We start from the raw sequence: 26,498 nt of genomic DNA, 5'->3' as shown, positions 1-26,498 counted from the left end.
CGGCGAGGTACGACATGGACTCCACACGCACGACACAACGCGCTTCCGGCTCTTTGGCCGCGCCGTTCGGCGATTGGCGCCGATTGGGGCTACTGCTCCTCGCGGCGCTCCTGGTCGCGGGGCTGGGGAGTGCCGCCGTCTCGGCGCAGACCGCGATCCAGCAGCAGGCGGCCATGCAGGAGCGCAGCTACATGGAACGGGTCAAGGATGTGGCCAGTGTGTCCGGCGTGCGCGACAACCAGCTGATCGGCTATGGCCTGGTGGTCGGCCTGGACGGGACGGGGGACCAGACCACCCAGACCCCGTTCACCGTGCAGAGCCTGAACAACATGCTCGGCCAGCTGGGGCTGACGCCGGACGCCGGCAATCCGCAGCTGCGCAATGTCGCGGCCGTGATGGTCACGGCGGAGCTGCCGCCGTTCGCCAAGCCCGGACAGCGGATCGATATCACTGTGTCGTCGATGGGTAACGCGACCAGCCTGCGCGGCGGCACGCTGCTGATGACGCCGCTGAAGGGTGCGGATGGTCAGACCTACAGTATCGCCCAGGGCAATCTGATCGTGGGCGGTTTCGGTGCCGAGGGCAGCGATGGCTCGCGCATCACGGTGAACGTGCCCAGCGTCGGGCGTATCCCCAACGGCGCCACCGTGGAGCGCGAGGTCCCGACGGCGTTCGCCCAGGGTGATCACGTCACCCTGAACCTCAACCGCCCGGACTTCACCACCGCCAACCGCCTGGTGCAGACGGTGAACGATACCTTCGGCCATGGCGTGGCCAATGCGCTCGACGGCTCGTCGGTGCGGGTGCGGGCGCCGTCGAACCCGGATCACCGGGTCGGCTTCGTGGCCGAGCTGGAGAACCTGCCGATCGAACGCGGCACACCGCCAGCGCGAGTGATCGTGAACTCGCGCACCGGTACCGTCGTGATTGGCTCCAGTGTGCAGGTGACGCCTGCGGCCGTCTCCCACGGCAGCTTGACCGTCACCATCAGCGAGGCCCCGCAAGTGGTCCAGCCCGCGCCCTTCGGCGAGGGCGAGACGGCTATCCAGCCGGATACCGACATCGCGATCGAGGAGGGCGACAACACCATGTTCCTGTTCGACCCGGGCACCTCGCTGGACGAGATTGTCCGCGCGGTGAACAACGTGGGCGCGGCCCCGGGTGATCTGGTCGCGATCCTGGAGGCCCTGCGCGAGGCCGGTGCGCTGCGTGCGGAGCTGGTGGTGATCTGATGATTGGCTCGGGCATGGATACGCAGATGCAGGCCCGTTCGGCCCTGGCCCTGGACCCTAGCGGTCTGCAGGACCTGGCCCGGGGTGCGCGTTCCGGCGACCAGCAGGGTCTGGAGGCCGTTGCCCGCGAGTTCGAGGCGATGCTGATCGGGCAGATGCTCAAGCACATGCGCGAGGCCTCGCTGGGTGATGGCCTGTTCGACAATGACCAGAGCAACATGTATCTGGAGATGCAGGATCAGGAATTCGCCAAGGCGATGAGCCAGGGCGAAGGGATCGGTCTGCGCGATGCCCTGATGGCCCAGCTCTCGGCGCAGCAGCCGGTCGATCCGGAGACGTTGAACGACCCGGATCGCCAGGCGGGCCTGGAATTGCCGCGTCGCCGCTCGGAACTGGACACCCTGCGGGCGCTGCAGGGCGAGACGGAGCCGGAGTTGCGCCCGGTGGGCCCGCAACGCCCGGAAGCCGAGGTCCCGGAAACCACCCCGCAGGCGGCGCCGCAACCGGCCCCCATCGCCTGGCCGCCGCGGGACGCCGCGGACTTTGTGCAGACCCTGGAACCCCTGGCGCGGGATGCCGCGGCGGAGCTGGGCGTCGAGCCCGGCATCCTGCTGGCGCAGAGCGCGCTGGAGACCGGCTGGGGGCAGCACGTGCCGTCGCGGGCCGACGGCCAGCCGAGTTTCAACCTGTTCGGGATCAAGGCCGACAGCCGCTGGGATGGCGATCGTGTCTCCGTGGGCACGCTGGAGTTCCGCGAGGGCGTCGCCCAGCGCGAACAGGCACGCTTCCGGGCCTATGCCGATCCGTCCGAGTCGTTCTCCGATTACGTCGAGTTCATTCGCAACAATCCGCGTTACCACCGGGCCCTGCAGGCCGGCGATGACGCGCAGTACATCCGCGAGCTGCAGGACGCCGGCTATGCCACCGACCCGGCTTATGCGGACAAGGTCCTGCGGGTGCGCGACCAGATGGCCGCGCATCGTGACAGTGGATCGACTCAAGTCGCGGCGGATGCCGCCGTTACCCGTACCAAGGGGTAGAGCATGAAGAAGAAATGGCCCAGTCCGGTGATTGAACAGGCGTTGTCGCGGGAGGCACGGGCATGAGCGCGTCCGGCATCGGCACCTCCGCGCTGCTGGCGTTCCAGCGCGCGATCGGCACGACCAGCAACAACATCGCGAATTCGGCGACCGAAGGCTACAGCCGCCAGCGCACCGAACTGTCCAATCTGACGCCGCAGTTCCTGGGGGGCAGCTTTCAGGGCCAGGGTGTGCAGGTGGACACGGTTCGCCGCATCTCCGACGACTTCGTGAACACCCAGCTGCGCAACTCGATCTCCGATCAGTCGAATGCCGAGTTGAAGGCCTCACTGGCCGGGCGCATCGACGACCTGCTCGGCAGCTCCAGCTCCGGCCTGACACCGGTGCTGCAGGACTTCTTCGATGCCGGCCAGGATCTGGCCAACGATCCGACCTCCAGCGCCGCGCGCACGGTCTTCCTGACCGAGGCGGAGTCTCTGGCCGAACGATTTGGCTCGATCGACCGTCGCATCGAGGAGCAGCGCGACATCATCAACGGCCAGATCCGCACCAACGTCGACGAGATCAACTCGCTGACCGAGGCGGTCGCCGGGCTCAACCGCGAGATCGTATCCAAGTCGACGCAAGGCAGCCCCAACGACCTGCTGGACCAGCGCGACCGCGTGCTGAACCAGCTGGCGGAGAAGGTGAACGTCCGCATCACCGAGCAGGACGACGGCGCGGTGAATGTGTTCGTCGGCAATGGCCAGGCGCTGGTGCTGGGCGGCAACAATCGCGAACTGGTCGCCGAGTCGCTGACCGGGGACCCGCGTTCACCGGATATCGGGCTGGCCACCAGCGGGGATCCGGTCAATATCTCCCGCTTCGTCCAGGGCGGCGAGCTGGGCGCGCTGCTGGAGACGCGCGGCGGGATCATCGACGAGGCGCAGAACACCCTGGGCCGCCTCGCGATCAGTATCGGTGAGGAATTCAACCAGCAGAACAACCTCGGGCTGGACCTGGAGGGCAATCTGGGTGCGGATATCTTCGGGATCGGCGATCCGGCAGTGCGCGGATTTCCGGGTAATGATTCCAATGACGTTCCCGGGGTCGAATTCACGGATGTTCGCGCGATCACCACGTCCGATTACCGCCTGCGCTATGACGGCAACGAATACGAGTTGACCCAATTGTCCGATGGCACCTCGGTAACATCCGACAACGGCGTGCTCAAATTGGACGGGATCAGCGTAGATACCGCCGCGATCGGGGGTGCCGCGGACGGGGACGAGTGGCTGATCCAGCCGACCCGGAACGGTGCCCGTGATTTGTCTGTGGAGATGACAGATCCCTCTAGGATTGCAGCTGCGGCCGCTGTGCGGGCCGACCTCGGCAAGGACAACAACGGGGATGCAAAGATCGCTTCGGTTCGAGCCGTGGATGCCGATGACCTCACATTGGACCCGATTACCGTTGAATTTAATGATGACGAGGGTCGGTTTGAGATCAATGGGAATACGTTCTTCCCACTAGATCCCGATGGGCACGGGGTGACAACCATCGAGCATCAGGGCTGGGAGATGGAGATCCGGGGCACGCCGGAGGACGGGGACACCTTCGATGTGAGTAGCAACGTGGGCTATCCGGGCGATAACCGCAACATGCTGGCGATGAACGATCTGTCGGATGAACGGCTGGTGGGCGGTGACCGTACCTTCGGGGATGGCTACAACAGCCTGCTGGCCAATGTCGGCACGCGCACGCGCCAGGCGCAGGTCGCGCAGGAATCCGCCGATGCGCAACTGGAGCAGGCGCGCGCCCAGCGCGAGGCGGTCTCTGGCGTCAACCTGGACGAAGAGGCCGCGGATCTGATCCGCTACCAGCAGGCCTATCAGGCGGCGGCCCAGGTCATCTCGGTCAGCAATTCGCTGTTCGATACATTGCTCGGCGCAGTTCGCCGCTAGCGCCCACCGGGAGACACGGACATGCGCATTTCGACCACCCAGATCTTCCAGACCGGAATCGACCAGATCCAGCGCGGCCAGACCGAGCTCAACCGGACCTCGCTGCAGATGGGGCGGGGCGAGCGCATCCTGTCGCCGTCCGATGACCCGAGCGGTGCGACCCAGGTCAATCAGTTCGAACGCATCATCCAGGCCACCAAGCAGTACCAGCGCAATATCGACAACACCCAGCCGCGCCTGCAGCAGGAGGAATCGGCCCTGCAAAGCGGGACCGACCTGCTGCAGCGCGCGCGCGAACTGGTCGTGGCCGGGAACAACGACAGCCAGACCAACGAGACCCGTAGCTATCTCGCCGGCGAGCTGCGCCAGCTGCGCGAAGGGATGTTCGATATCGCGAACACAAAGGATCCGAACGGCGAATATCTCTTCGCTGGCACGAAGTCCCTGGATCAGCCCTTCCGCCAGAACGGCGACGGGGAAGTCATCTACGATGGGGCCAAGGGAACGGGCAGCGTTCGCGAGGTCGCAATCTCCCCGAACCGGAAGGTTGCGGTGGGTGACACCGGCGAACGAGTGTTCATGGCCATCCCCGAGAACGACGGACGGGTTGGGGCCGCCGCGCATCCCGAAAACACCGGTCGGCTGGTTGTGGAGCAGACTGGGGTAAGTGACCAGGCCGCCCTGAACACCACTGATAACTTTCTGATTCGGTTCGAGGGAAACGAAGATGGCAGTTTTAGCTATGGCGTGTACCAGGCGGACGAGAATGGCGAGGTGGCGAACGAAGACGATGCAGTTGTAGAAGGCGATTACGTCCCGGGAGCGGCGATCGAGTTTGAAGGCCGTTCCGTCACGGTGAGTGGCACGCCTGATGAGCTGGACATGGTCCTGTCCAGGCCGGCGCAGGACAAGAGTGTCTTCGATACCCTGGATGCGGTCATCTACGCCCTGGAACAGGGCGGAGCCGATGGTGCCAGCCGGGCGAATCTGGCCACGGCCAGTAACACCGCGCTGGCGGATCTGGATGCCGTGCTTGGGAATTTCAGTGACATCCGCGCCGAGGTGGGGTCGCGCCTGAAGACCTTTGACCAGCAAAAGGACCTGAACGAGGACCGCCTGGTGGACCTGAACAGCGCGGTCTCCGAGATTCGCGACCTGGACTATGCCGAGGCGATCAGCCGTTTCAACCAGCAGCAGGTGGCCCTGCAGGCCGCGCAGCAGACCTATACCCAGGTGAACCGCCTGTCGCTGTTCGACTTCCTCTGATCAATCCCCGGTCGGGCGGATCATGGTCGTGCCTTTGTGCGACCATGACGCCATTGTGATCTGCGAGAGTCCGGCATGGCCAAGAACAACGAACCCTCCGCGCCCATCCAGTACCGTTCCACGGGGCGTCCCCCGCGTTATCTGATTGTCCTGCTGATCCTGGCTGCATTGTGGGCGGGCTTCTGGGGTGTGATCCACCTGCAGTCGGGCGAGCCCGAGGCGGTGACGCTGGACGTCGAGGAGCAGGCCGAGCTGGAGGCCAAGTTGCAGGCGCTGGGGCCGCGCGATGCCGAGCCCCGCCCGGATCAGGCGCCCGGAGACCCGATCATCGATCTCGACGCCGAGGCCGAGCCGCTGGTCCCGGAACTCTACGAGGAACGCGCCGAGGCGCGCGAGGTGCGCTTCAGCGAGCGCGAACTGAATGCCCTGATCGCCCAGGACCCGGACTTGGCCGGGCGCGTCGCCATGCGTCTGACGCCGGGGCAGGTCAGCACTCGGGTGCGTATTGATGTTCCGGCCGATATCCCACTCCTTGGGGGCCGTGTCCTGAATGTCCGCTCGGGTGTCCGCTTCGAGACCGAGGATGGGCGGGTGCATGCGCGCCTGGTCGGTGTCAGCGTCGCCGGAATCCCGCTGCCGGATGCATGGCTGGGCGGGCTGAAGGACGAGGACCTGCTTGCGCTGGAGCCCTTCCAGCAACTGCGCGCGGGCATCGAGTCCATCGAGGTGCGTGACGGCGAGCTGGTGCTGGAACTCGCCCGCTAAAGCCGCCCCCGAGTCCGTCCGCGAATCACACCGTTTCCCGCACGCGTTCATTTTTCCGTCAATGCCTCTACTAGGCGCGGAGGAGTGCGGGGCGGTTGCGGTGCCCCTGATGTGCTTCGATCCTCAGGGAGACGCAACGCATAAAGGGCGATGGCATGGAGTCCCAAGCCCATCGGCCGCCCGGATCCTCACCGTGAGCCCGTCATCCCGGAAACCGCGCAGGGGTTATCCGGGATCTCCATCGTTGGAAGGCGTAGAGACGCCGGGGTGTTCGTGCGTGAGGAGATCCCGGCTCTTCGCTGCGCTACGGCCGGGATGACGGGGAGGGGAGCGCTACGGCCGGGATGATGAGAATGGGAGCGCTGTGGCCGGGATTATGGGAAAGGAGGATCCCACCGGGATAACGGCCGGGGGGATTCGGGCTGGATGGATGCACCCACGTTCGGAATGACCGTCTGACCCTCAGAATGACCACCCAACCCTCGTCATCCCGGAAACCGCGCAGCGGTTATCCGGGATCTCCATCGTTGGAGGTGGCAGAGACGCCGGGGTGTTTGTGCGCGGGGAGATCCCGGCTCTTCGCTTCGCTCCGGCCGGGATGACGAGAAGGGGAGCTGTGGCCGGGATGATGGGAAAGGAGGGTCCCGCCGCGATAACGGCCGGGGGGGGTGGGGCTGGATGGATGCACCCACGTTCGGAATGATCGTCTAACCCTCGGAATGACCACCCAACCCCCGTCATCCCGGAAACCGCGTAGCGGTTATCCGGGATCTCCATCGTTGGAGGTGGCGCAGACGTCGGGGTGTTCGTGCGTGGGGAGATCCCGGCTCTTCGCTGCGCTACGGCCGGGATGACGGGGAGGGGAGCGCTACGGCCGGGATGACGAGAATGGGAGCGCTACGGCCGGGATGACGCTTGGGGGATGTTTGCTGCGGGCGTCGGCTTGGGCTGCGTACGGCCTTGTGGCGCTCGTTGGTAGCCCGCTGAGGGGCGGTTTACGGACTCTACATATCCGAGGGCTATCCCTGATCATGAACGACGTAGGGTGCCAATGAGCGCAGCGAATTGCACCGATCGAGGCCGGGGGTACCCGGGGGTCGGGGCCCGCATGGATCGGTGCGGTTCGGCTAGCGCCTCACGGCACCCTACGGGATGGACTTGCGCGCTAACGCGGGCCGACGCGCAGGGTCTCGGCGCCCAGGGCCTGCAGGCGTCCACGCACGCTGAGGTTCAGGGTGGAATGCCCGGCCTCCAGTGACGGCTGGCTGGCCGACTCGTCCATTGCGCGCATGGCCATCATGGGTTGTGGCCGATCGTAGTGGTCGTCCGGCAACTCCACTTCCAGCGTGCGCAGGTGCGTGGCCCCCAGCGAGCGGGCGATCAAGCGCGCCTGTTCCTTCAGGTCTTCCATTGCCTCTTCGATCATCGCCTCGCGATGTTCCTGGCGTGCCTCGGCACTGAGGGAAAAGCGGATCTGGCTGACGGTAAGGTCCCGCTGCTGGAGTGCGCCGACCAGTTCGGTCAACGGGTCGAAATCACTGCTGGTCAGTTCCAGGTTCTGCTGGACCTGCCAGGCACTGATGCGGCTGCGGTCATCGGCGTCGTGGATGGCGCGGGTGGAATAGCCGATGGTGCGGGCTTCGATGTCATCCTGTTCGGCGGCGCGCTCCAATGCGGCCTCCATATTTCGGTTGACGGTCGCAGCGGCCTCGGCGGCCTCCGGGGCGCGCGCCTCGGTCGTCATCAGCACGGTCATGTGATCGTTGGCGACCTGGCGCTCGGCCTTGCCGGTCAGGCTGAGCGTGGTACTGCCGTCACCGGAGACGGCAGCACCCGGTAATGCCAGGACCAGGGCGGCGAGCCCGGCCAACATCCAGGGTAGCCGGGCGCCGTTACGGATTGCGTGGTGTCGCATCATGAGAAGCCTCTAGAGGTCGCGCGCAAGCCGGAGGCCGGCGAACACGTGGCGTTTTTCCGGGGTGAAGAAGTTGCGCATTGTAGAGCGGGTGAGCAACGGATCGCTCCAGGCGCTGCCACCGCGCAGGATGTAGTGCTCTCCGTCGAACCAGGGCAGGGAGTATTCCTCGTAGGGGAACGGCTGGAAGCCCGGGTAGGGCTGAAAGGTGTTGCCGCACCATTCCCATACCTGGCCCGTGGCGCGCAAGCGGCCGGCCTGGGCGGCGTGTTCCCACTCGTGTTCGTGGGGAAGGCGGGCACCCACCCAGCGGGCATAGGCCGAGGCCTCGAACCAGGATAGCCCGACGGCGGGTGCATGCGGATCGAGTGCCTGGGCGCCCTGGGGGAGGGTTTGTACCTGCGTCCCGTCGGGTAGCCGCCACCAACCCAAAGGGGCCTTGATGCCCGTTTGTTCCAGCCAGGTTCGACCCGCAGGGCCCCAGTGGGGACCCGGGCGGTAGCCTCCGGCCTCGATGAATGCGGCGATCTCGGCATTGGAGACCGGATGCGAGCGGAGGGCGTGGGGCGCCAGCGGGACGGTGTGGAGGCCACGCTCGTTGTCGAAGGCGGTCGCCGCGTCGCTGCCGGTGACATGTTCGCCACCCGGGCACTCGATCCAGTCGCCGCTGGCCGCCAGTGCGCGTTTTGACTCATACGTTCGGGGTGGCTCGGGGCGCTGCAGGCGGGCGAACCAGCGCACCTGTTCCAGGCTTTCCAGGTGCATGGCGTGGTGCTGCGCGAGGAAGCCGGTCAGGTAGTCCCGCTCGAGCAGGGGGTGGCGACGCACCTCCGGATGGGAGCGCAACAAGTCCATGTGGTGTTGCTGGCATGCCTGGCCCCATTCCAGGAGGTATTCCCGCGGCGGAAGTCTACCGCCACGGCGCCATTTCGGGCTCTGTTCCGGGAAGTAGAGATCGTGCCAGTCGCGCCGCTCGGGCGGTGGTTCACCCAGGATGCGTTCGTGCAGCCACACCGCTTCGATGAAATGGCAATGGGCGTAATGCCAGCCGATGGGGCTGAGGTCCGGGTGGTATTGATTGCGCCATTCGTTCCCCGACGTGGACGCCAGCGCCGCGTTCAGGCGGTCGTGCTGGGTCGCCAGGCAGTCCATGAAGTCGGAGGGGTGCGGGTTTGCACCTGGCTGCGGATGGGCGGCATTCATATCCGATGGAGCGTGTTACAACGCCAGGAGTTCCGGCGGTTCGTCAGGATCGAGGATCAGCAGGTGGCCGGGCGGGACCGGGCGCCAGCGTTCGCGGTCGGTGAGGGGCTCGGAGGCCACGACCACGCTGTCGTCGGGGAAGGTCTCGTCATCGGTGGTGTAGTAGAGGCTGGGGCAGGGCGCATTGACCGCGTGGCGGCTGGCGATGATGCGGCGGCCGTCGGACAGGATCACGTTCAGCAAGGCGGTGTCGACACCCAGCCAGGTCTCCACGGTGGAGAACGCCTCGCCCAGGGCGCCCTCCAGCGTCGCGTTTTCGTCATCGGCCAGGTACTGCCGGACCAGTGCGAACAGGTATTCGGAATCGGTGGTCCCCTGGATGCTCGATTCGACCTCTTGGCTGAGGATGTTCTGGATCTGGCGCCGGATATCGGGACGGAAGCGGCTGATCAGCCCGTTGTGGCTGTACAGCAGGCCATCGCGGGCGAATGGCTGGGCGTTGACGGTGTCCCCGCCGAAGCCGGGGGTCGCACTGCGGATGGCCGCAACCCATAGGGGCTGGGTCATGTCGCTGGCCAGATCCTCCAGGTTGGGATCCTGCCAGAGTGGATCGGCGCGGCGGTAATGACGTGCAATACCGTCGTCGCCAAACCAGCCGAAGCCGAAGCCGTCGGCGTTGACGCGCGCATACACCAGCTCCTGCGGGGCCATGGCCTGTTCGATCAGGTTATGCGGTGGGTCCAGGATCAGGCTACGCAGCGTGATCGGAGGGCCCAGATAGGCGAGGTGTCGGCACATGGCTAGGGTCAGTTGGGGCGTCCGGGGTTTCGTGCTAGCGTGCCGCAAACCACCCCGATACGGAAGCCCGTATGTCCGCCGACCCCAGCGTTGTCTCCAATTCCCCTCGTTACAGCCGCCAGGTGGTGGAGGAACGCGACGCCCACGCCGAGTTGCTGGCCGATTTCCGCGCGGGGATGCTCGAGCCGCCCCGGTCCCTGCCGCCGAAGTATTTCTATGATGCGCGCGGATCGCAGCTGTTCGATGCGATCTGTGATACCCCGGAGTATTACCCCACGCGCCTGGAGGCCGACCTGCTGGAGCGGCATGCCGAAGCGATCCTGGAGGCGTCCGGGGCGCGCACGCTGTTCGAACTGGGCAGCGGGACTTCGCGCAAGACCGAGTACCTGCTGGCGGCGCTGGAAGCCCGCGTCTCCGCGCCCCATTACGTCGCGAACGACGTCTGTGCCGAGATCCTCGACGAGGCCGGCGCGCGACTCCTGCAGCGCTTCGATCACATGCGGGTGGACAGCCTGTGCGGGGATTATGCGGCGGCGCTGACCCATCTGGCAGACGTTTCCGGTGGGCAAGCTGACGGTCCGCGTCTGTTTGCCTTTCTCGGCAGCAGTCTGGGCAATTTCGAGGACGCCGAGGCGGCCGCGTTGCTGCGACGAATCCGCGAGACCATGAACCCCGAAGACCGGCTGCTGCTGGGGCTGGATCGGGTCAAGCCGCGCCCGGTCCTGGAGGCGGCCTACAACGATGCGGCGGGGGTGACCGCGGCATTCAACCTGAACCTGCTGTCGGTGTTGAATACCGAGTTGGGGGCGGACTTCGATCCGGACGGTTTCGAACATCGCGCTCCGTTCGTCGAAGAACTCTCGCGGATCGAGATGCACCTGGTATCGCGGCGGCAGCAGACGGTGCGCGTGTCGGAGCCGGAGGCACTTCTGGAGATCGCCGCAGGCGAGGTGATCCGGACCGAGATCTCGCGCAAGTTCAGCCGCGAGGCCATCGACCGTCTGCTGACGGCCGCCGGGCTCGAGCATACGGCACAGTGGTCGGCACCCGAGGACTGGTACTCCCTGTTTCTGCTGCGGCCAGGGGCGGCCTGAGCGGGATGCGGGCACCGCGACTGGTGTTGGTCCGGCACGCCCAGGCCGGGAATCCCGGTGACTGGGACGGGGCGGATCGTGACCGGCCGCTGACCGAAAAGGGGCAGGTGAGTGCGGTACGCATGGCGCAGGCGCTCGGGGATCTGCTGCCGGGATCGGTCGAGCTCCTTTGCAGCCCCTATCTGCGCGCCCGTCAGACGGCGATCCCCCTGTCCCAGGCGCTGGACGTCCCGGTGCGGCAGAAAAAATGGCTGGCGCCCGGGCAGCCCACGGGGCTGGAGGTCGAGGCCCTGGCCCGCAACCTCCCGGCGGATGGCGGCCTGGTGATCGTTGGACACGAGCCGGATCTGTCGCTGCTCGCGAGCTGTCTGCTGGGCACGACGGGCGGGCGCAGTCTTGTCCGTATGGGCAAGGGTGATGCCTGCGGACTGACGGGCGCACTGCCGGGCCCGATGCAGCTCGCCTGGCACCTGCCCCGACGTATCCTGGAACGGTTGGCCGGCGGTGAGGCGGATTGAATATGCGCACGGAGAACGATGCGGAGACGGTTGCGGCCGTCGATCTGGGTTCCAACAGCTTCCACATGATCGTGGCCCGGCGTCAGGACGGCGAGGTCCTGAAGGTCGACCGGATCAAGGAGACGGTGCGTCTCGCCAGCGGCCTGGATCCCGACGGACAGATGGATCCGGAGGTGGGGCAGCGTGCCCTGGATTGTCTCGATCGCTTTGGCCAGCGACTGCGCCAGCTGCCGCGCGGCCGCGTGCGCGTGGTCGGGACCAACACCCTGCGCCAGATGGGCGACAGCCGCGCGTTCCTGCGCGCGGCGGAAGAGGCCCTGGGGCATCCGGTGGAGATCATTGCCGGGCGCGAGGAAGCGCGGCTGATCTACCTGGGCGTGGCGCATGCGCTGGCGGACGACAGTGGCCGCCGGCTGGTGATGGACATCGGGGGTGGCAGTACCGAATTCATCATTGGAGAGCGCTTCGAGCCGGTCCTGGCCGAGAGCCTGGAGATGGGCTGTGTGACGTTCACCCGCCGCTTTTTCGCCGATGGAAAACTGACGCGCAAGGCCTTCACGGCCGCGCAACTGCAGGCGCAGCGGGAGCTGCAACCGATCGCGAGCGCGTACCGCGAGGCCGGCTGGGATCAGGCGCTGGGGGCTTCCGGAACCATCCTCGCCATTGATCGCATGGTGCACGAGGGCGGACTGGACGAGGCACCCGGCGTGAGCCGCGAGAACCTGGAGCGGCTACGCGATGCCCTGATCGAGCAGGGGGCCACCAAACGGCTGAAATTCCCCGGTCTGGCCGAGGACCGGGCGCCCGTGATTGCCGGTGGTCTTGCGGTGCTTCTGGGTGCCTTCGAGGCGTTGGGTATCGAGCGGCTCCACCCCTCGGACGGGGCCCTGCGCGAGGGCGTGATCCATGACCTGCTGGGGCGTTTTCGGCACGAGGACGTGCGTGGCAGCACCATTCACCATCTGCGCCGGCGCTTCGCGGTCGATTCGTCCCAGGCGGACCGGGTGCAGGCAACGGTGGCGCGCCTGGTGACGGCCGTTCGCGCCGCCTGGGAGCTCGGCGAGGATGACGCCGAGCGCCTGGAATGGGCCGCCGAGTTGCACGAGATCGGCCTGGCGCTGGCTCACAGCAAATACCACAAGCACGGCGAGTACATCCTCACTTGGGCCGACCTGCCGGGTTTCTCGCAACCCGAACAGGCCGAGTTGGCGTGGCTGGTGCGCCTGCACCGGGGGGGGCTGAAGCCCAAGTTGTTGTCCGGGGTGCGTGAGGATCGTGCGCGGCCGCTGCTGTTCATGGCGGCGCTGCTGCGTCTGGCCGTGTTGCTGCATCGTTCGCGCGCGCCGGATCCGGTGCCGCTGGAGCGCATCGAGGCGACGCCGGAGGGTCTGACGCTGACCTTCGCGCCCGACTGGCTGGACGCCCACCCGCTAACGCGCGCCGATCTGGATGCAGAACGCGAGGACTGGGCCCGTCACAAGCTGGATCTGGAGTTCGAGTGAGCACCCATTCCGAACCTGAGCAAGGAACCCAGGATGCTGACATTGGTGGTCTGGATCTACGTACTCGCGGTGCCGCTGTGGATCGGCATCTGGTGGTCGGCGACCGGGTTTCGGCTCATGCGCGACAACAAGCTGTTGGCGCTGCCGTTCTTGCTGAGCCTGGCCTACGTGATTGGCAATGCCATCCTGGTGGCGGGGTTCGGTGGGCTCAGCGAGGCGACGCACGAGGAGAGCCGCACGATCTTCATTACCGATCGGGCGATGATCGCGGTTCAGGCCACTGCGAGCGTGTTGATTGTGGCGACCATCGTGTACGGGCTCAGCATCCGGCGGGTGCCGGTCCACTTCATCCGCTTCATGGTGTATGCCTTCGTGGCGCTGCTGGGCATCATGGCGCCGATCCTGTGGATCCCGGCGCAGGAGGCCGAGTTCTTCTTCGTGTTGCGCCATGTACAGTCGATCGGCCTCAATTTCGGCCTGTTCCTGTTCCTGTGCGTGGCGGGCATCGTGGTGTTGTTGCAGGACCTGCTCCGACACGGTGATGCCGAGGTCAGCCTGCTGGGCGGGCTGCATGACGTGCCACGTGCGCAGGACCGGGAGGGCGAGGAACGCTGACGCAGCGTCTACGGCATTCCTGCAATGCGGGATCAGCCGGTGGCGGGCCCCGCGAGCTTCGCGTTAAGGAAATCCTGGGCGGAAAAGACCTCCTGCCCGTCGGCGGGGCGCGTGCGGGTATAGCTCCCGTCGGGTTGCAGCACCCAGGCGGTGGCGTTGTCGCGCAGGTAGATGAACAGGGATTCCTCGGCGACGCGGTCGCGCAGTTCCGGGTCGCGTATGGGGAAGGCCACCTCGACGCGGCGGAAGAAGTTGCGCGGCATCCAGTCGGCACTGGACAGAAACACCTCGGGATTCCCGTCGTTTTCGAAATAGAACACGCGCGAGTGTTCGAGGAACCGCCCCAGCACCGAGCGCACTTCGATGGTCTCCGAGATGCCCGGGACCCCGGGGCGCAGGCTGCAGATGCCGCGCACGATCAGCTGGATGGGTACGCCTGCCTGCGAGGCCTGGTACAGGGCCTGGATGATCTTGGTCTCGTTCAGCGAGTTCATGCGCGCGACGATGCGCGCGGGTTTCCCGGCGCGGGCATTCTCGATCTCGCGTTCGATCTTCTCCAGCATCGCGTCGTGCAGGCGGAACGGCGCCTGGATCAGTTGGCGCAGGCGCGTCACCTTGCCCAGGCCGGTGAGTTGCAGGAAGACGCGGTGGACGTCCTCGGTGAGCACGGGGTCGGCGGTCAGCAGGCCGAAGTCGGTGTAGGCCTTGGCGGTGCCGGAGTGATAGTTGCCGGTGCCCAGGTGGGCATAGCGGGTGATGCGGTCACCATCACGGCGTACCACCAGCGCCATCTTGGCGTGGGTCTTGTAACCGACCACGCCGTAGGTGACATGCACCCCGGCGTCCTGCATGCGGTTGGCCAGTTCGATGTTGTCGGCCTCGTCGAAGCGGGCGCGCAGCTCGATGACGACGGTGACCTCCTTCCCGGCCTGGGCGGCCGCCATCAGGGTCTCGACCAGCGGCGAGCGGGTGCCGGTGCGGTACAGCGTCTGCTTGATCGCCAGTACCCGCGGGTCGGCGGCCGCCTGGCGCAGGAAGTCCACCACCGGCATGAATGACTGGTACGGGTGGTGTAGCAGCATCTCCTGCTCGCGGATGGCGGCGAAGATGCCACTGCCGGTGGCCTCGCTGCGCGGCAGGGCCGGGACCAGCGGCGGGAACTTGAGATCCGGGCGTTCCACCAGTTCGTGCACCGCCATCAGGCGGTTCAGGTTCACCAGGCCAGTGACCTGGTAGAGATCCTCGGACGCGAGCTGGAATTGCTGCAGCAGGAATTCGGCGACCTCTTGCGGGCAGTTGTCGGCGACCTCGAGGCGCACGCCGGCGCCGTAGTTGCGCTGGGGCAGCTCGCCCTCCAGGGCATTCAGAAGGTCGTCGATCTCTTCTTCCTGCACGAACAGGTCCGAGTTGCGGGTCAGGCGGAACTGGTAGCAGCCGGTGACCTTCATCCCCTGGAACAGTTCGTCCACGTGCGCGTGCAGGATGGACGACAGCAGCACAAAGTCGTTGTCGCCGCTGGCGACCTCGCGGGGCAGGCGCACCAGGCGCGGCAGCGAGCGCGGGGCCTGGACCACCGCCCGGCCGGATTCGCGCCCGAAGGCGTCCTTGCCCTTGAGCGTGACGATGAAGTTCAGGCTCTTGTTGAGGATGCGCGGGAACGGGTGGGCCGGGTCGAGGCCGATCGGGCTGAGGACCGGCTGCAGTTGCTCGCGGAAGTACTGGCGCACCCAGTCCCGCTGGGCTGCGTCCCAGTGCGTGCGCCGAACGAAGTGGATCCCCTCCGTTGCGAGCGCCGGGATCAGCTCGTCGTTCAGCGTGCTGTACTGCTGTTCCACCAGGTCGTGGGCGCGCGGCGCGATCTGGCGCAGCTGTTCGGCGGCCGAGAGGCCATCCGGCCCCGGGGCCTGCACGTTCAGCTCGACCTGCTGGCGCAGCGAGCCCACGCGGACCTCGAAGAATTCGTCCAGGTTGGTGGAGGAGATGCTGAGATAGCGCAGGCGTTCCAGCAGCGGGAAGGCCGGGTCCTGGGCGATGGCGAGTACCCGGCGGTTGAATTCCAGCAGGGACAGCTCGCGGTTGAGGAACAGGTCGGTTTGGGTCACGTCGGCATCCGGCATGCACGACTCGCGGCAGAAGTGGGACCGCGAGTCTATGACAGCATTATGTCAGTTCCGTGACCGGGGTTGGTTGGGACGGCCGGAAGGGGCCTGGAAGTCCCCGGGCGGCGTACCTGAACTGCCCTGCCTCGGCGCTGGTGGCTATACTTGAAGACTTGATCATGCAGCGCAAAACCCGCTGCCGTAAGGAGAAGTCCGTTGGCCGAATTTACCCTGACACTGCACGCGCGCGACGAGGCACAGCCGGAGCTGCACAAGGTCTCGGTGGTCGCCGAAGGCGAGCTGCCCGAATACGGTCAGGTCTGGGTCTGGGACATCCTCTACGCTCGGCAGTTGTTTGCCCTGGGCGAGGTGCAGGCGGCCCAGGATCTCAAGGAGACCCTGGAGCTGTGGGCGGTGAACATGTCCAGCAAGGTGTTTCAGCCCCACGGTCATATCCTGTCCAAGGGCTACCTGGACCTGTCCGAGAACCTGCAGCTCGTGACTGGGGACGATATCCCCGCTGCGGCCGAAGGCGATCGCCAGGTGGTGGTCTCGGTCGATGGGCAGGCCGGGCAGCTGCCGGATGTCGTGGTGTCGCCGGAGAGCCTGACAGCCGAGGAGCGCCAGGATCTCGTGCTGGGGCTCGGGCAGTACTTCAACTTCGAGAACCCGATGTTCGCGCGCGAGTTGCCGATCCATGTGCTCGCCATGCGCAAGTACTACGCGGACATCAACTTGCCGCATACGCAGATCGCCCTCGACGAGGCCCCGTTCTTCGCCATCCAGAAGGCGATGGAGTACTTCCAGGCCGCCAACCAGGGCACCGTGCAGTAGGCGCCGCCGCTGCGTCGGGTCCGGGCTGCGTGCTACGGTCGCGCTCATGAGGACCGTCTATTCCGCCGCCGACCCGGTGATGGCCGGGTTCATCGAGACCCTGCTGCAGGATGCCGGCATCCCGGCCTATGTGAACCAGGCCGGCCTCTATAGCGCTGCCGGCGGAGTCCCGCCGACCGAGACCTGGGCCCGCATCATGGTGGTGCACGAGGAACAGGCCGAGGAGGCGCGCGCCATCATCCTGGAGTACCTGGAGGGCGAGCCGGAACACGACGGCAAGGACTGGAAGTGCCCGCGCTGCGGCGAGGTGATCGAGCCACAGTTCACCCAGTGCTGGAACTGCGGGCGGGAGAAGCCTAGTGTCCTTTAACATTAGATCGCATCAATAATAATGCGAACTAATGTTAAAGGACACTAAGGTCTGAGACCGGTCAGTCGAGTCGTCCGTTGCCGCCATACTGGGCGCGGATGCGCTGGATGTAGTTCTGCGTCTCGCGAAACGGGGGCACGCCGCCATGCCGTTCCACCGCGCCGGGGCCGGCATTGTAGGCGGCCAGGGCGAGATCCAGATTTCCCTCGAAGCGATCCAGCATGGCGGCCAGGTAGCGCGTTCCGCCATCGATATTCTGGGCGGGATCGAAGCGGTCGGTAACCCCGAGATCGGCCGCGGTAGCGGGCATCAGCTGCATCAGGCCGTGGGCGCCCACCCGCGATACTGCCTGCGGATCGAAGCAGGACTCCACGTGAATCACCGACTGCACCAGCGCCGGGTCCATGCCCTGGCGGTGGGCGGCGTTGTGGATGAGGTCCGCGAATTCGCCACCGCCGGTGGCCAGGGCATGGCGGGCGCGTGCGCCGCAACGTGCGCGGGCGGTGGGTCGACCGTAGGTAGCGATCAGCTCCATGCCGCTATCCTGCTGGCGCTGGTTGGTGATCAGGCGCTCGCCCCCCGGGCCCTGGAATACGAAGATCTGACTGGGTGACCAGTTTCCGCCGCCGGGCTCCGAGGTGCCCGTGCCGGCGCCGCCGCGCGAGCGGATCGTCTCGTAGGGAATGCCCTGCGGGCGCTCGTCGGTCAGGACGCGGGCCCCGGAGGCATCGCGAAAGGAGTAGAGCTCGGCCGCGCTGGTGCCGGCCAGGGTCAGCCCCGCCACCAGCGTCAGCAGCAGGCGCAGCACCGTCCGACCGGAATGCTTACCATGGTGCCTTGTATGCAAGCCCTGTTCCCCCTGGCCCGGATGCGAGCCGAGTACCGATCCCGATGACCGAGACCCCATTCACAGTCTGCATTATGGCGCCGGAGAGCGCACGCCTGAAAGAGCGTGTCGATTGCCTGGTCGACGGGGCCGGTGTGACGGCGCCAGCGGTCGAGGTGCTGGCGTCGGTGGACTCGACCAATCGCTATCTGCTGGAGACCCGGCCCGAGGTGGGTGACATGCCACGCGCCTGTGTGGCGCAGGCCCAGACAGCGGGTCGCGGGCGGCGCGGTCGCGCCTGGCATTCGCCTCCGGGGGCGAGCCTGGCCCTGTCGCTGGCATGGCCCATCACGCAGGGGCGGGTGCCGCCCGCCTATCCGGTCGGGGTCGGAGTTGGCGTCATCCGTGCGCTGGAAGCGCTGGGTCTGGAAGGTGTGCGGCTCAAGTGGCCCAATGATCTGATGGTCGATTCCGCCAAGCTGGGCGGCATCCTGGTGGAGCAGCGCGCGGCGAGTGGTGGCCAGCCGGGCTGGCTAGTGGTCGGGATTGGTCTCAACCGGGAAGGCGCCGATGCCCTGGAACTGGAGCGCGCGGTGACCGATCTCGCGACCCAGCTCCCCGGCCCGGTTCCGGATCTCCCGGAGCTTGCAGCCCGGGTGATCGCGGAGCAATGTCGCCTGCATCCGCTGTTGATGCGCGAAGGGATTGTGCCGCTGGAGCGCGAGCTGGTGCGGCTGGACAGCCTGCGCGGCCGGCCGATCGAAATTCTGGATGACGGCCTCCGCGGGCAGGCGCATGGCATCGATGCGGCGAGCGGCTGCCTGGTTGTGCAGTTCGACGACGGTGCGATCCGGCACCTGCATTCGGGCGAGGTCTCGGTACGGAGTTGTAAAGAACATGTCTGACATTGCTCTGGTGGATATTGGCAGCACCCGCGTGAAGTGGCAGGTGCGCAACGTGGAGGGCGAGGTCCTGGGGTCCGGGGCGAATCGTGACCCGGCCGGTTGTGTCCGCGGTCTGGCCTCCATGGCACGCGAGGCGCCGATCACGGCCGTCTGGCTCTCGCGCGTCGGGCCGGGTGAACGCGAAGTGGCGCTCTCGGCCGAACTGGTGGCTGCCGGGATCGACGCGCCGGTACACGCGGTGACGGTGCCGGCGAACGGGCCGCATGGTCTGCGGATCGACTATGCGGCGGGGCAGCTGGGCGTCGATCGCTACTGCGCGCTGGTCGCGGCGCGGGCCCGCTGCGATGCGCCGGTGATCCTGGTCGATGCCGGCACCGCCGTCACCGTCGATGTCCTGGGGGCGGACGGCCGCCACGCCGGGGGCTATCTGCTGCCGGGGCGCCAGCTCGGCTGGGAGGCGTTGCAGGCGCGCCTGACAGATCGCATTGCGCCGCGCGCGGCCACCCAGTGGCCGGATGATCTGGAGACCGCGCCGGGTCTCAACAGCACCGAGGCGCTGGAGCGCGGATGGAGCCTGGGGCTGGCCGGCGCGCTGGATGGGCTGATCGCGCGTTCACGAACCGCGGAGCGGGCGGGCGCGGCCTGCTGGCTGACGGGGGGCGATGCCTACTGGCTGGCGCCGGTGTTGCGCGAAGAGTCCACGATCTTCCCGAACCTGGTGCTGGACGGCCTCTGGGAGCTGTCGCGCTGGGAGGGCGCCGGATGCGCTGGCTGATCCTGTTTCTCGTTCTGCTGAACCTGGGGTATTTCACCTGGGTCTGGCACGACGGCCGCCTGAACCCCGATCCCTACGCGGACGTGCCCCCGCTGGAGCGCGACCGTGGAGGGGTCAGGCTGCTCGACGCCTGGGTCGAGGAGGATTCGGATTCCCCGCAAGCGCCGAGGATCGATTAGGCGCTGGTGGTGGTCCGGGAGGCGCTCGCTATCCCGCGCCCAGAGCCGTAGCGGTGTCGCTATTCCAGCCGACCCGTACGCCGCCTTGATGCTCGATGACCGGGCGCTTGATGAGCGCCGGGTGCTCGAGCATCAGCGGGATGGCGCGTTCCGCATCCAGTCCCTCGCGCTGGTCTTCCGGGAGCTGGCGCCAGGTCGTGCCGCGGCGATTGACTAGGGTCTCCCAGCCGACGGCCTCGACCCAGTGGCGTAGCCGGTCTTCCTCCAGCCCGTCCTTGCGAAAGTCCACGAAGCGATAGCCCACGCCGGCCGCATCCAGCGACCGGCGTGCCTTGCGGACGGTATCGCAGTTGGCGATGCCGTAGAGCGCGATCTCAGACATCGCGCAGCAGGGCGTTCAGGCCGACCTTGGCCTTGGTCTTCTCGTCCACACGCTTCACGATCACGGCGCAGTACAGCGAGTACTTGCCATCCTTCGACGGAAGGTTGCCGGAGACGACCACGGAGCCGGCCGGCACACGGCCGTAGAGGATTTCGTCGTTCTCGCGGTCGTAGATGCGGGTGGACTGGCCCAGATACACGCCCATGGAGATGACCGCGCCTTCCTCGACGATCACGCCCTCGACCACCTCGGAGCGCGCCCCGATGAAGCAGTTGTCCTCGATGATGGTCGGGGCGGCCTGCAGTGGCTCCAGTACGCCGCCGATGCCCACGCCCCCGGAGAGGTGCACGTTCTTGCCGATCTGGGCGCAGGAGCCGACGGTGGCCCAAGTGTCGACCATTGTGCCTTCATCCACATAGGCGCCAATGTTCACGTAGGACGGCATCAAGACCGTATTCGGGGCAATGAAGCTCCCGCGGCGGGCGGTGGCCGGCGGGACGACGCGCACGCCGGCCTCGCGGAAGTCGCGGCTGGAGGTGTCGGCGTACTTGGACGGGACCTTGTCGTAGTAGTTGGTGAAGCCACCCTTGATGAACTCGTTCTCCGAGATGCGGAACGACAGCAGCACGGCCTTTTTCAGCCATTCGTTCACCACCCATTCGCCGTCCTTTTTCTCGGCGACGCGGGCGCGGCCGGTGTCCAGCATATCCAGCGCCTCGTTCACGGCGTCGCGGACGTTGGTTTCCACGTTGCGCGGGTTGATGTCGGCGCGGCGTTCGAAGGCGGTTTCGATAATGCTCTGGATATCGGACATGAGGAGTTCCCTTTAAGGCAATGAAAAATAAATAAAATATTGGTGTTATCGATAAAGCGCAGTGATCCGTTCGGCCGCCTCGATGCAGGCAGCGGGCTCGGCGACCAGCGCCATGCGCACGTGCCCGGCCCCGGGATTGTGCCCGGTCTCCGGATCCGTGCGGGAGAGGTAGCGCCCCGGCAGGACCGTGACCCCCGCCTCGCCGTAGAGGCGCCGGGCAAAGCCCTCGTCGTCGCCATCCGGCACGCGCGGCCACAGGTAGAAGCCGGCAGCGGGTGTTTGCACTTCGATCACCTGTTCCATGATCGGGACCACCGCAGCGAACTTCTCGGCATAGAGCGCGCGATTCTCGGCCACGTGGGCTTCGTCCGACCAGGCCGCGCGGCTGACCGCCTGGGATGGCGGCGGCAGGGTGCAGCCGTGGTACGTGCGATACAACGCGAAGCGGTCGAGCAGCGCGGCTTCCCCGGCGACGAAGCCGGCGCGCAGACCCGGCAAGTTGGAGCGTTTGGACAGGCTGTGAAACACGATGCAACGCTCGAACGCCGCGTTGCCCATGCGCGCGGCGGCGCCCAGCAGGCCGGCCGGCGGTTCGGCATCGGGGTGGTAGATCTCCGAGTAGCACTCGTCCGCCGCGATGATGAAGTCGTGGCGCTCGGCCAGGCGGATCAGGTCCTGCATTGCGGCCTCGGACATGCAGGCCCCGGCCGGATTGCCCGGGTTGCAGATGTAGACGAGTTGCACGGCGTCCCAGGTGGCTGCATCGACTGCCGCGAAGTCGGGCAGGTAGCCATTCTCCGGCGCCAGGTCGTAGAAGGCCGGCTCGGCCCCGGCGAGCAGCGCCGCGCCCTCGTAGATCTGATAGAACGGATTGGGCATCAGCACGCGGGCGCCGGGTTTCTCCGCAACGACCGCCTGGGCGATCGCGAACAGGGCCTCGCGCGTGCCGCTGACCGGGAGTACCTGCCGTTCCGCGTCCACCTTGTCCAGAGCAAAACGCCGCTGCAGCCAGGTCGCGATGGTCTCACGCAGCGCAGGCTCGCCGCGCGTGGTGGGGTAGTGGTTGTACCCCTGCAGGGAGGCGCGCAGCACCGGCTCGACGAACCCTGGCAGCGCGTGCCGCGGCTCGCCGATGGACAGTGCGATGGGCTCCCGGTCCGCGGGCATTTTCAGGTCCGCGAACAGCCGGCGCAGGCGTTCGAACGGGTAGGGCTGTAGCCGGTCGAGGCGCGGGTTCATGGGAGCTCGGGCGTCGGGAACAGGGGGAGAGTGCGAAAGACCACGCAGTATACCGGAGCAGCCGGGGAGACGCGCCTCCCGCGCGGCAAGGAGATGCGAGGCAATCAATGCCCGCAACCTGCGCGGAAAGTACATGTTGTGATGACTGGTTCTCGGCAGCCGCCCTTTCTACAGTTAGGAGAAAGCGCTCCGGTTCGGGTGGAAACCCAGCGTTTGCGCACAACATAAAGAAGGGCACATCCGAGGTGAACGGGATCGGCGCAAGTCGATCGATGCGAAACCAAAGAATGGAGCCGCCCCGGTGGTTCCGAGAACCCCAAGGAGTATTCCCCATGAAGATTGACCGTCTCGCCCATCGCTGCCTGAAATTGGTGTCGGTTGGCCTGCTGGCTGCACTGCTGATGTGGCCCGCCTCGCAGGCGCTGGCGTTCGATGATCGCAACATCGCCTGGCATGTAGGGTTCGATAATCCCTCCCAGTACAGCTCCATGCTCGGCAGCATCAACAGCATGGTGGAGGCCTACGAGGGCCGCCTGATCGACTACGACATCGTTCTGGTGTTTCGCTCGGCTGGGATCCGCTTTGTGACCGACGACAACCTCGAGGGGACCCCGTTCGAGGTCGATCCGGATCGCGAATTTGCCGAGCAGCGCGACGAGTTGCGCGCGCGGCTGTTGTCGTTCGTGAATATGTACAACGTGCGCCTGGAGCTCTGTGACAACACCCGCCAGGCGGTGGGCCTGCCCCTGGAAGAATTCTACGAGCCCGTGGAACTGGTGGATTCAGGCATCGTTCAGCTGGGTGACCTGCATCATGAGGGGTATGCCGTGATGCATGCCTACCGAAACTGAGGAGAACCCCTACGTGAAACCAATGAAATTTGCTCAAACCATGCTGCGCCGCTCGCGCGGCTTGTTCGCGGGCGCCCTGGTGGCAACCGCGGCGTTCGGCGTCTCTGCGGCCGCGGTCGCCGACGAGGCCCTTTGGGAGGCCCTTGCCGAGGGCGGCAAGGTCGTCCTGCTGCGTCACACCGAGTCCGAAGAGGCGGAGGCCGAGAAGTCCATGCACCTGGCTGCGGACGGCGACTGCAGTACGGAGGTGCAACTGACCGACGATGGGCGTGCCCAGGCCCAGGCGTTGGGCAAGGCCCTCAAGGAGCGCGGGATTGAAGTCGGCGAGGTGCTGAGCAGCGATTTCTGCCGGGCCCGGCAGACGGCCGAGGGGGTGTTCGGTGAGTACGAGCGCTGGGATGCGCTGAACCTGATTGCCGCGATGCCGGAGGGCGAGTCCGAGTGGTTGCTCGAGGATGTACGCGACCGGATGAGCGAGTTCGAGGGCGAGGGCAACCTGTTCCTGGTTACGCACCGGCCCAACATCAACACCATCGTGTTCGAGAATGTGGAAGCGGGAAGCCTGGTCGTGATGCGTCCGGAAGGCATGGGCAGCGTCGAGGTGCTCGGCGTGATCCCGGTGGAGAGCTACCATTAACCGGTTTTGATGCGCCCTCACTGCGATTGCCGTGGCGTAAAACGAAGTGGAACGGGGCCCATTCGGGCCCCGTTCTTTTTCCGGGCGCGCCGTCGCGAGCTATTCCCGAACCAGGAACACGGGTTCCTGGTCCGCCGGCATTTGTTCCAGTTCCTCCTGCGTGAGCATGGCGTAGATCTCGATCAGCGTGCCGTCCGGGTCCTTCAGCCACAGTTCGTGCAATGGCGTTCCACGCCAGGTGGTGCGCGGCGGCTTCTCGACGTGGAAGTCGTTGTTGCGCGCGGAGTGATAGGCGCGCACGACCGTGTGCTTGTCCGCGACGCCCATCCCGAGATGGAACAGCGTGTCGTGATGCAGGGTCATGCCGTCGTTCACCAGCAGCACGAAGTTGGTACGCGTGTCCGGGCGCAGGAAGGTCACGTAGCGGTGGGTCCATTCGGCAGGTTCGACCCCGAACATCCAGGTGTAGAAGCGGGCCGAAGCGGCGAGGTCATGGACACGGATGCTCCCGTGCAGCTCCTGCGAGGCGAAGCCCGGGTCGAGATCCCGCACCGCCTGCAGGATGCGGACGCGCTCGCGCAGCTTGGGTTCGATCTCGCCGTCGACGTCGTCCGCCCCGAGATTGTCGAATAGCAAGTCCCAGTTGTAGAAATCCGTCCCCATCTCGCGCAGGGCGCGCGAGGCCGTTTTGTCCAGTGAGACGGGTTTTCCGTGCCCTGCCTGTTCCACGGTGACCGGCTCCGGGCGCACACCGAACTCGCCCAGGACGCGCTCGAGCAGGGACTGATAGTGCGGTTCCAGTGAGCCGATGACGGGCAGGGTGTGGACCATGTCGTTCCTCCGGAATGTATTTGACAACATTTCAACGATACTTGAAGCTTTGCCCCATGAACAAGAGCACTGCTACCGACATGTTCGAGTCGCTGGCTTCCGGCATACGGCTGGATATTGTCCGCCTGCTGGTGCGCCACGGCCGTAAGGGACTGGTCGCCGGAGAGATCGCGAGTGCCCTGGATCTACCGCGTACCAACTTGTCATTTCATCTGAAGACGTTGACGCGTTCCGGGTTGCTGACGGTGTCGCAGGAGGGGCGCTATCAGCGCTATCGCGCAGACCTGGCAGCCATGCAGCGTCTGATCGGATACCTGACCGACCACTGCTGTGCGGCGGAGGTGGGTGACTGCGAGTTGCCACTCGCAGGCGACTTTTCTACAGGGACGCGAAAGCAGAACGCGTCCTAGTACTTCCGGGGCTCGCAACACGAGTTACTGCGACGTTTCCCCACTAACGGAGTCACGAATGACGGATCAAAACACTTCCGTTGAGGAGGTCTCGACGAAGGAAGGCATGGGGATCTTCGAGCGCTACCTGAGTGTCTGGGTGGCGCTGTGCATCGTCGCGGGTGTGGCGCTGGGGCAGTTCCTGCCCGTGGTGCCGGAGACGCTGTCGCAGTGGGAATACGCGCAGGTGTCGATCCCGGTGGCGATCCTGATCTGGGCGATGATCTACCCGATGATGGTGCAGATCGACTTCTCGGCCATCCTGGGGGTGCGCCGGGAGCCGAAGGGCCTGGCCATCACCACCTCGGTGAACTGGCTGATCAAGCCGTTCACCATGTTCGCGCTCGCCTGGTTCTTCTTCATGGTGGTCTATGCCGCGTGGATCCCCGAGGAGCTGGGGCGCGAGTACCTGGCCGGGGCGATCCTGCTGGGTGCGGCGCCGTGTACCGCGATGGTGTTCGTCTGGAGCTACCTGACGCGCGGCGATGCCGCCTACACGCTGGTTCAGGTGGCGGTGAACGATCTCATCATGCTGGTCGCCTTTGCGCCGATCGTGGTGCTGCTGCTGGGCGTATCGAACATCCACGTCCCCTGGGACACGGTCGCGCTGTCGGTGCTGCTGTACATCGTCATTCCGTTCGCCGCCGGCTACCTGACGCGTGTCTGGCTGATCCGCAAGAAGGGGATCGAGTGGTTCGACAACGTGTTCATGAAGCGTCTCGGGCCGGTCACGCCGATCGGGCTGTTGGTGACGCTGGTCCTGCTGTTCGCCTTCCAGGGCGAGCGCATCCTGGAAAATCCCGGGCATATCGTGCTGATCGCGATCCCGCTGATCATCCAGACCTTCCTGGTGTTCTACATCGCCTATTACTGGGCGAAGGCGTGGCGCGTACGGCACGCGGTGGCGGCGCCCGGCGCGATGATCGGCGCGAGCAACTTCTTCGAACTGGCGGTGGCCGCCGCGATCGCGATGTTCGGCCTGCAGTCGGGTGCGGCCCTGGTAACGGTAGTGGGCGTGCTGGTGGAGGTGCCGCTGATGCTGGCGCTGGTGCGCATCGCCAATCGCACGCGCCACTGGTTCCCGGCCGATGCCAAGGCGCCTTCGGCATGACCGAGGTTACCGTCGCCGGTGCCGCGCGCGACTGGCTGGCCGGCCAGGGCGGCGAGGTGACGTTGCGGCTGTCCACGCGTCATGGCTGCTGTGGCGGCCAGGCCGGGGTGCCGGTGGCCGAACCGGGCGCGCCGCGTAATGCGGACGGCTACACGGCCCGGGAAATCGATGGTGTTCGGGTTTTCGTTGCCGACGATCTGGGCGCGGGCCCCTATCATATTGATGTCGAGGGCCTGTTTCGCTGGCGCCGGCTGGTGGTGGAAGGCGCAATGGGACAAAGCCAGGATTAAAGGCTGGGAGAGTAC

28 protein-coding genes are annotated in these 26,498 nt (G+C 66.2%); 19 read left to right on the top strand and 9 right to left on the bottom strand.

The window, feature by feature from the left end:
- The first annotated feature begins 14 nt into the window (after positions 1-14).
- The 5 genes from D578_RS0112085 (at position 15) to D578_RS0112065 (ending at position 6,246) form a co-directional block, all read left to right on the top strand.
- Positions 15-1,232 carry a flagellar basal body P-ring protein FlgI gene (locus D578_RS0112085; protein ID WP_026289331.1) on the top strand — a complete coding sequence of 406 codons (1,218 nt, stop codon included), beginning with the start codon at positions 15-17 and terminating at the stop codon, positions 1,230-1,232.
- Positions 1,232-2,272 (top strand): flagellar assembly peptidoglycan hydrolase FlgJ, encoded by a 1,041-nt coding sequence (gene flgJ / locus D578_RS0112080; protein WP_018950204.1) that lies wholly within the window; start codon positions 1,232-1,234, stop codon positions 2,270-2,272. Before D578_RS0112085 ends, flgJ begins: the two co-directional genes overlap by 1 nt.
- A gap of 62 nt (positions 2,273-2,334) precedes the next feature.
- Complete coding sequence (gene flgK / locus D578_RS0112075; protein ID WP_018950203.1) at positions 2,335-4,215, top strand: flagellar hook-associated protein FlgK; 1,881 nt, start codon at positions 2,335-2,337, stop codon at positions 4,213-4,215.
- A gap of 21 nt (positions 4,216-4,236) precedes the next feature.
- Complete coding sequence (flgL, locus tag D578_RS0112070) at positions 4,237-5,481, top strand: flagellar hook-associated protein FlgL (RefSeq protein WP_018950202.1); 1,245 nt, start codon at positions 4,237-4,239, stop codon at positions 5,479-5,481.
- A gap of 75 nt (positions 5,482-5,556) precedes the next feature.
- Positions 5,557-6,246, top strand: a complete 690-nt coding sequence (locus tag D578_RS0112065) for a hypothetical protein (RefSeq protein ID WP_018950201.1) — start codon at positions 5,557-5,559, stop codon at positions 6,244-6,246.
- Between the two features lie 1,165 nt (positions 6,247-7,411).
- Here the strand turns inward: D578_RS0112065 and D578_RS0112060 are convergent.
- The 3 genes from D578_RS0112060 to egtC are packed head-to-tail and all read right to left on the bottom strand — an operon-like array spanning position 7,412 to position 10,162.
- Positions 7,412-8,161 carry an SIMPL domain-containing protein gene (locus D578_RS0112060; protein ID WP_026289330.1) on the bottom strand — a complete coding sequence of 250 codons (750 nt, stop codon included), beginning with the start codon at positions 8,159-8,161 and terminating at the stop codon, positions 7,412-7,414.
- A gap of 12 nt (positions 8,162-8,173) precedes the next feature.
- A complete protein-coding gene (locus tag D578_RS0112055; protein ID WP_018950199.1) occupies positions 8,174-9,364 on the bottom strand; it encodes an SUMF1/EgtB/PvdO family nonheme iron enzyme in 1,191 nt (396 codons plus the stop codon).
- Between the two features lie 15 nt (positions 9,365-9,379).
- On the bottom strand, positions 9,380-10,162 hold the full coding sequence (gene egtC, locus D578_RS0112050) for an ergothioneine biosynthesis protein EgtC (protein WP_018950198.1): 783 nt from the start codon (positions 10,160-10,162) through the stop codon (positions 9,380-9,382).
- Between the two features lie 71 nt (positions 10,163-10,233).
- Here egtC and egtD point away from each other — a divergent pair, with 71 nt between their 5' ends.
- From egtD to D578_RS0112030, 4 genes are read left to right on the top strand one after another with little or no spacing between them, the layout of a single operon-like run.
- Positions 10,234-11,256 carry an L-histidine N(alpha)-methyltransferase gene (gene egtD / locus D578_RS0112045; protein WP_018950197.1) on the top strand — a complete coding sequence of 341 codons (1,023 nt, stop codon included), beginning with the start codon at positions 10,234-10,236 and terminating at the stop codon, positions 11,254-11,256.
- Positions 11,257-11,261: 5 nt separating this feature from the next.
- Positions 11,262-11,774 (top strand): histidine phosphatase family protein, encoded by a 513-nt coding sequence (locus D578_RS0112040; protein ID WP_018950196.1) that lies wholly within the window; start codon positions 11,262-11,264, stop codon positions 11,772-11,774.
- A gap of 2 nt (positions 11,775-11,776) precedes the next feature.
- Positions 11,777-13,276 carry an exopolyphosphatase gene (gene ppx, locus D578_RS0112035; RefSeq protein ID WP_018950195.1) on the top strand — a complete coding sequence of 500 codons (1,500 nt, stop codon included), beginning with the start codon at positions 11,777-11,779 and terminating at the stop codon, positions 13,274-13,276.
- A gap of 33 nt (positions 13,277-13,309) precedes the next feature.
- Complete coding sequence (locus D578_RS0112030) at positions 13,310-13,891, top strand: hypothetical protein (RefSeq protein ID WP_018950194.1); 582 nt, start codon at positions 13,310-13,312, stop codon at positions 13,889-13,891.
- A gap of 32 nt (positions 13,892-13,923) precedes the next feature.
- On the opposite strand, the gene ppk1 is transcribed toward D578_RS0112030, so the two are convergent.
- A complete protein-coding gene (ppk1, locus tag D578_RS0112025) occupies positions 13,924-16,008 on the bottom strand; it encodes a polyphosphate kinase 1 (RefSeq protein ID WP_018950193.1) in 2,085 nt (694 codons plus the stop codon).
- Positions 16,009-16,206: 198 nt separating this feature from the next.
- Here ppk1 and D578_RS0112020 point away from each other — a divergent pair, with 198 nt between their 5' ends.
- Together D578_RS0112020 and D578_RS0112015 are read left to right on the top strand one after the other, a co-directional pair.
- Positions 16,207-16,824: a hypothetical protein gene (locus tag D578_RS0112020; RefSeq protein ID WP_018145483.1), complete on the top strand. Its 618-nt coding sequence runs from the start codon at positions 16,207-16,209 to the stop codon at positions 16,822-16,824.
- Between the two features lie 46 nt (positions 16,825-16,870).
- On the top strand, positions 16,871-17,194 hold the full coding sequence (locus tag D578_RS0112015; protein WP_018950192.1) for a DUF2007 domain-containing protein: 324 nt from the start codon (positions 16,871-16,873) through the stop codon (positions 17,192-17,194).
- A 61-nt stretch (positions 17,195-17,255) separates the two neighbouring features.
- Here the strand turns inward: D578_RS0112015 and D578_RS0112010 are convergent, their stop codons facing one another.
- Complete coding sequence (locus tag D578_RS0112010) at positions 17,256-18,041, bottom strand: lytic transglycosylase domain-containing protein (protein ID WP_369772760.1); 786 nt, start codon at positions 18,039-18,041, stop codon at positions 17,256-17,258.
- Between the two features lie 74 nt (positions 18,042-18,115).
- On the opposite strand from D578_RS0112010, the gene D578_RS0112005 reads away from it, so the two are divergent.
- Genes D578_RS0112005 through D578_RS0111995 form a run of 3 tightly spaced genes read left to right on the top strand, consistent with a single transcriptional unit; the run spans position 18,116 to position 19,879 of the window.
- A complete protein-coding gene (locus D578_RS0112005; RefSeq protein WP_018950190.1) occupies positions 18,116-18,925 on the top strand; it encodes a biotin--[acetyl-CoA-carboxylase] ligase in 810 nt (269 codons plus the stop codon).
- Complete coding sequence (locus D578_RS0112000; protein ID WP_018950189.1) at positions 18,918-19,700, top strand: type III pantothenate kinase; 783 nt, start codon at positions 18,918-18,920, stop codon at positions 19,698-19,700. The genes D578_RS0112005 and D578_RS0112000 overlap by 8 nt, the downstream gene beginning before the upstream one ends.
- The gene (locus D578_RS0111995) at positions 19,688-19,879 is read left to right on the top strand and encodes a hypothetical protein (protein WP_018950188.1); all 192 of its coding nucleotides are present in this window, start codon (positions 19,688-19,690) and stop codon (positions 19,877-19,879) included. Before D578_RS0112000 ends, D578_RS0111995 begins: the two co-directional genes overlap by 13 nt.
- A gap of 28 nt (positions 19,880-19,907) precedes the next feature.
- On the opposite strand, the gene D578_RS0111990 is transcribed toward D578_RS0111995, so the two are convergent.
- Genes D578_RS0111990 through dapC form a run of 3 tightly spaced genes read right to left on the bottom strand, consistent with a single transcriptional unit; the run spans position 19,908 to position 22,314 of the window.
- The gene (locus D578_RS0111990; RefSeq protein ID WP_018950187.1) at positions 19,908-20,261 is read right to left on the bottom strand and encodes an ArsC family reductase; all 354 of its coding nucleotides are present in this window, start codon (positions 20,259-20,261) and stop codon (positions 19,908-19,910) included.
- A complete protein-coding gene (gene dapD / locus D578_RS0111985; protein ID WP_018950186.1) occupies positions 20,254-21,075 on the bottom strand; it encodes a 2,3,4,5-tetrahydropyridine-2,6-dicarboxylate N-succinyltransferase in 822 nt (273 codons plus the stop codon). Before dapD ends, D578_RS0111990 begins: the two co-directional genes overlap by 8 nt.
- Positions 21,076-21,120: 45 nt before the next feature.
- Positions 21,121-22,314 (bottom strand): succinyldiaminopimelate transaminase, encoded by a 1,194-nt coding sequence (dapC, locus tag D578_RS0111980; protein WP_018950185.1) that lies wholly within the window; start codon positions 22,312-22,314, stop codon positions 21,121-21,123.
- A gap of 332 nt (positions 22,315-22,646) precedes the next feature.
- On the opposite strand from dapC, the gene D578_RS0111975 reads away from it, so the two are divergent.
- Positions 22,647-23,165, top strand: a complete 519-nt coding sequence (locus tag D578_RS0111975; RefSeq protein ID WP_018950184.1) for a DsrE family protein — start codon at positions 22,647-22,649, stop codon at positions 23,163-23,165.
- Positions 23,166-23,187: 22 nt separating this feature from the next.
- Positions 23,188-23,802: a histidine phosphatase family protein gene (locus D578_RS0111970; protein WP_231364119.1), complete on the top strand. Its 615-nt coding sequence runs from the start codon at positions 23,188-23,190 to the stop codon at positions 23,800-23,802.
- A 99-nt stretch (positions 23,803-23,901) separates the two neighbouring features.
- On the opposite strand, the gene D578_RS16070 is transcribed toward D578_RS0111970, so the two are convergent.
- On the bottom strand, positions 23,902-24,633 hold the full coding sequence (locus D578_RS16070; RefSeq protein ID WP_018950182.1) for a VOC family protein: 732 nt from the start codon (positions 24,631-24,633) through the stop codon (positions 23,902-23,904).
- 56 nt (positions 24,634-24,689) lie between these two features.
- On the opposite strand from D578_RS16070, the gene D578_RS14975 reads away from it, so the two are divergent.
- From D578_RS14975 to D578_RS0111950, 3 genes are read left to right on the top strand one after another with little or no spacing between them, the layout of a single operon-like run.
- Positions 24,690-25,043, top strand: a complete 354-nt coding sequence (locus tag D578_RS14975) for a helix-turn-helix transcriptional regulator (protein WP_018950181.1) — start codon at positions 24,690-24,692, stop codon at positions 25,041-25,043.
- 58 nt (positions 25,044-25,101) lie between these two features.
- Positions 25,102-26,193: an ACR3 family arsenite efflux transporter gene (arsB, locus tag D578_RS0111955; protein ID WP_018950180.1), complete on the top strand. Its 1,092-nt coding sequence runs from the start codon at positions 25,102-25,104 to the stop codon at positions 26,191-26,193.
- A complete protein-coding gene (locus D578_RS0111950) occupies positions 26,190-26,483 on the top strand; it encodes a CC/Se motif family (seleno)protein (protein WP_018950179.1) in 294 nt (97 codons plus the stop codon). The genes arsB and D578_RS0111950 overlap by 4 nt, the downstream gene beginning before the upstream one ends.
- Positions 26,484-26,498: the final 15 nt, after the last annotated feature.

Source organism: Thioalkalivibrio sp. ALMg11, from assembly GCF_000377905.1.
GTDB lineage: Bacteria > Pseudomonadota > Gammaproteobacteria > Ectothiorhodospirales > Ectothiorhodospiraceae > Thioalkalivibrio.
Note: the sequence above shows the minus strand (reverse complement) of the source record. Positions and strands in the feature narration are given on the sequence as shown.

Bases quoted from the DNA above. Each gene is read 5' to 3' on its own strand.
- D578_RS0112085 (WP_026289331.1), top strand. From the start codon at position 15: ATGGACTCCACACGCACGACACAACGCGCTTCCGGCTCTTTGGCCGCG.
- flgJ (WP_018950204.1), top strand. From the start codon at position 1,232: ATGATTGGCTCGGGCATGGATACGCAGATGCAGGCCCGTTCGGCCCTG.
- flgK (WP_018950203.1), top strand. From the start codon at position 2,335: ATGAGCGCGTCCGGCATCGGCACCTCCGCGCTGCTGGCGTTCCAGCGC.
- flgL (WP_018950202.1), top strand. From the start codon at position 4,237: ATGCGCATTTCGACCACCCAGATCTTCCAGACCGGAATCGACCAGATC.
- D578_RS0112065 (WP_018950201.1), top strand. From the start codon at position 5,557: ATGGCCAAGAACAACGAACCCTCCGCGCCCATCCAGTACCGTTCCACG.
- D578_RS0112060 (WP_026289330.1), bottom strand. From the start codon at position 8,161: ATGCGACACCACGCAATCCGTAACGGCGCCCGGCTACCCTGGATGTTG.
- D578_RS0112055 (WP_018950199.1), bottom strand. From the start codon at position 9,364: ATGAATGCCGCCCATCCGCAGCCAGGTGCAAACCCGCACCCCTCCGAC.
- egtC (WP_018950198.1), bottom strand. From the start codon at position 10,162: ATGTGCCGACACCTCGCCTATCTGGGCCCTCCGATCACGCTGCGTAGC.
- egtD (WP_018950197.1), top strand. From the start codon at position 10,234: ATGTCCGCCGACCCCAGCGTTGTCTCCAATTCCCCTCGTTACAGCCGC.
- D578_RS0112040 (WP_018950196.1), top strand. From the start codon at position 11,262: ATGCGGGCACCGCGACTGGTGTTGGTCCGGCACGCCCAGGCCGGGAAT.
- ppx (WP_018950195.1), top strand. From the start codon at position 11,777: ATGCGCACGGAGAACGATGCGGAGACGGTTGCGGCCGTCGATCTGGGT.
- D578_RS0112030 (WP_018950194.1), top strand. From the start codon at position 13,310: ATGCTGACATTGGTGGTCTGGATCTACGTACTCGCGGTGCCGCTGTGG.
- ppk1 (WP_018950193.1), bottom strand. From the start codon at position 16,008: ATGCCGGATGCCGACGTGACCCAAACCGACCTGTTCCTCAACCGCGAG.
- D578_RS0112015 (WP_018950192.1), top strand. From the start codon at position 16,871: ATGAGGACCGTCTATTCCGCCGCCGACCCGGTGATGGCCGGGTTCATC.
- D578_RS0112005 (WP_018950190.1), top strand. From the start codon at position 18,116: ATGGCGCCGGAGAGCGCACGCCTGAAAGAGCGTGTCGATTGCCTGGTC.
- D578_RS0112000 (WP_018950189.1), top strand. From the start codon at position 18,918: ATGTCTGACATTGCTCTGGTGGATATTGGCAGCACCCGCGTGAAGTGG.
- D578_RS0111995 (WP_018950188.1), top strand. From the start codon at position 19,688: ATGCGCTGGCTGATCCTGTTTCTCGTTCTGCTGAACCTGGGGTATTTC.
- D578_RS0111990 (WP_018950187.1), bottom strand. From the start codon at position 20,261: ATGTCTGAGATCGCGCTCTACGGCATCGCCAACTGCGATACCGTCCGC.
- dapD (WP_018950186.1), bottom strand. From the start codon at position 21,075: ATGTCCGATATCCAGAGCATTATCGAAACCGCCTTCGAACGCCGCGCC.
- dapC (WP_018950185.1), bottom strand. From the start codon at position 22,314: ATGAACCCGCGCCTCGACCGGCTACAGCCCTACCCGTTCGAACGCCTG.
- D578_RS0111975 (WP_018950184.1), top strand. From the start codon at position 22,647: ATGAAGATTGACCGTCTCGCCCATCGCTGCCTGAAATTGGTGTCGGTT.
- D578_RS0111970 (WP_231364119.1), top strand. From the start codon at position 23,188: ATGAAATTTGCTCAAACCATGCTGCGCCGCTCGCGCGGCTTGTTCGCG.
- D578_RS16070 (WP_018950182.1), bottom strand. From the start codon at position 24,633: ATGGTCCACACCCTGCCCGTCATCGGCTCACTGGAACCGCACTATCAG.
- D578_RS14975 (WP_018950181.1), top strand. From the start codon at position 24,690: ATGAACAAGAGCACTGCTACCGACATGTTCGAGTCGCTGGCTTCCGGC.
- arsB (WP_018950180.1), top strand. From the start codon at position 25,102: ATGACGGATCAAAACACTTCCGTTGAGGAGGTCTCGACGAAGGAAGGC.
- D578_RS0111950 (WP_018950179.1), top strand. From the start codon at position 26,190: ATGACCGAGGTTACCGTCGCCGGTGCCGCGCGCGACTGGCTGGCCGGC.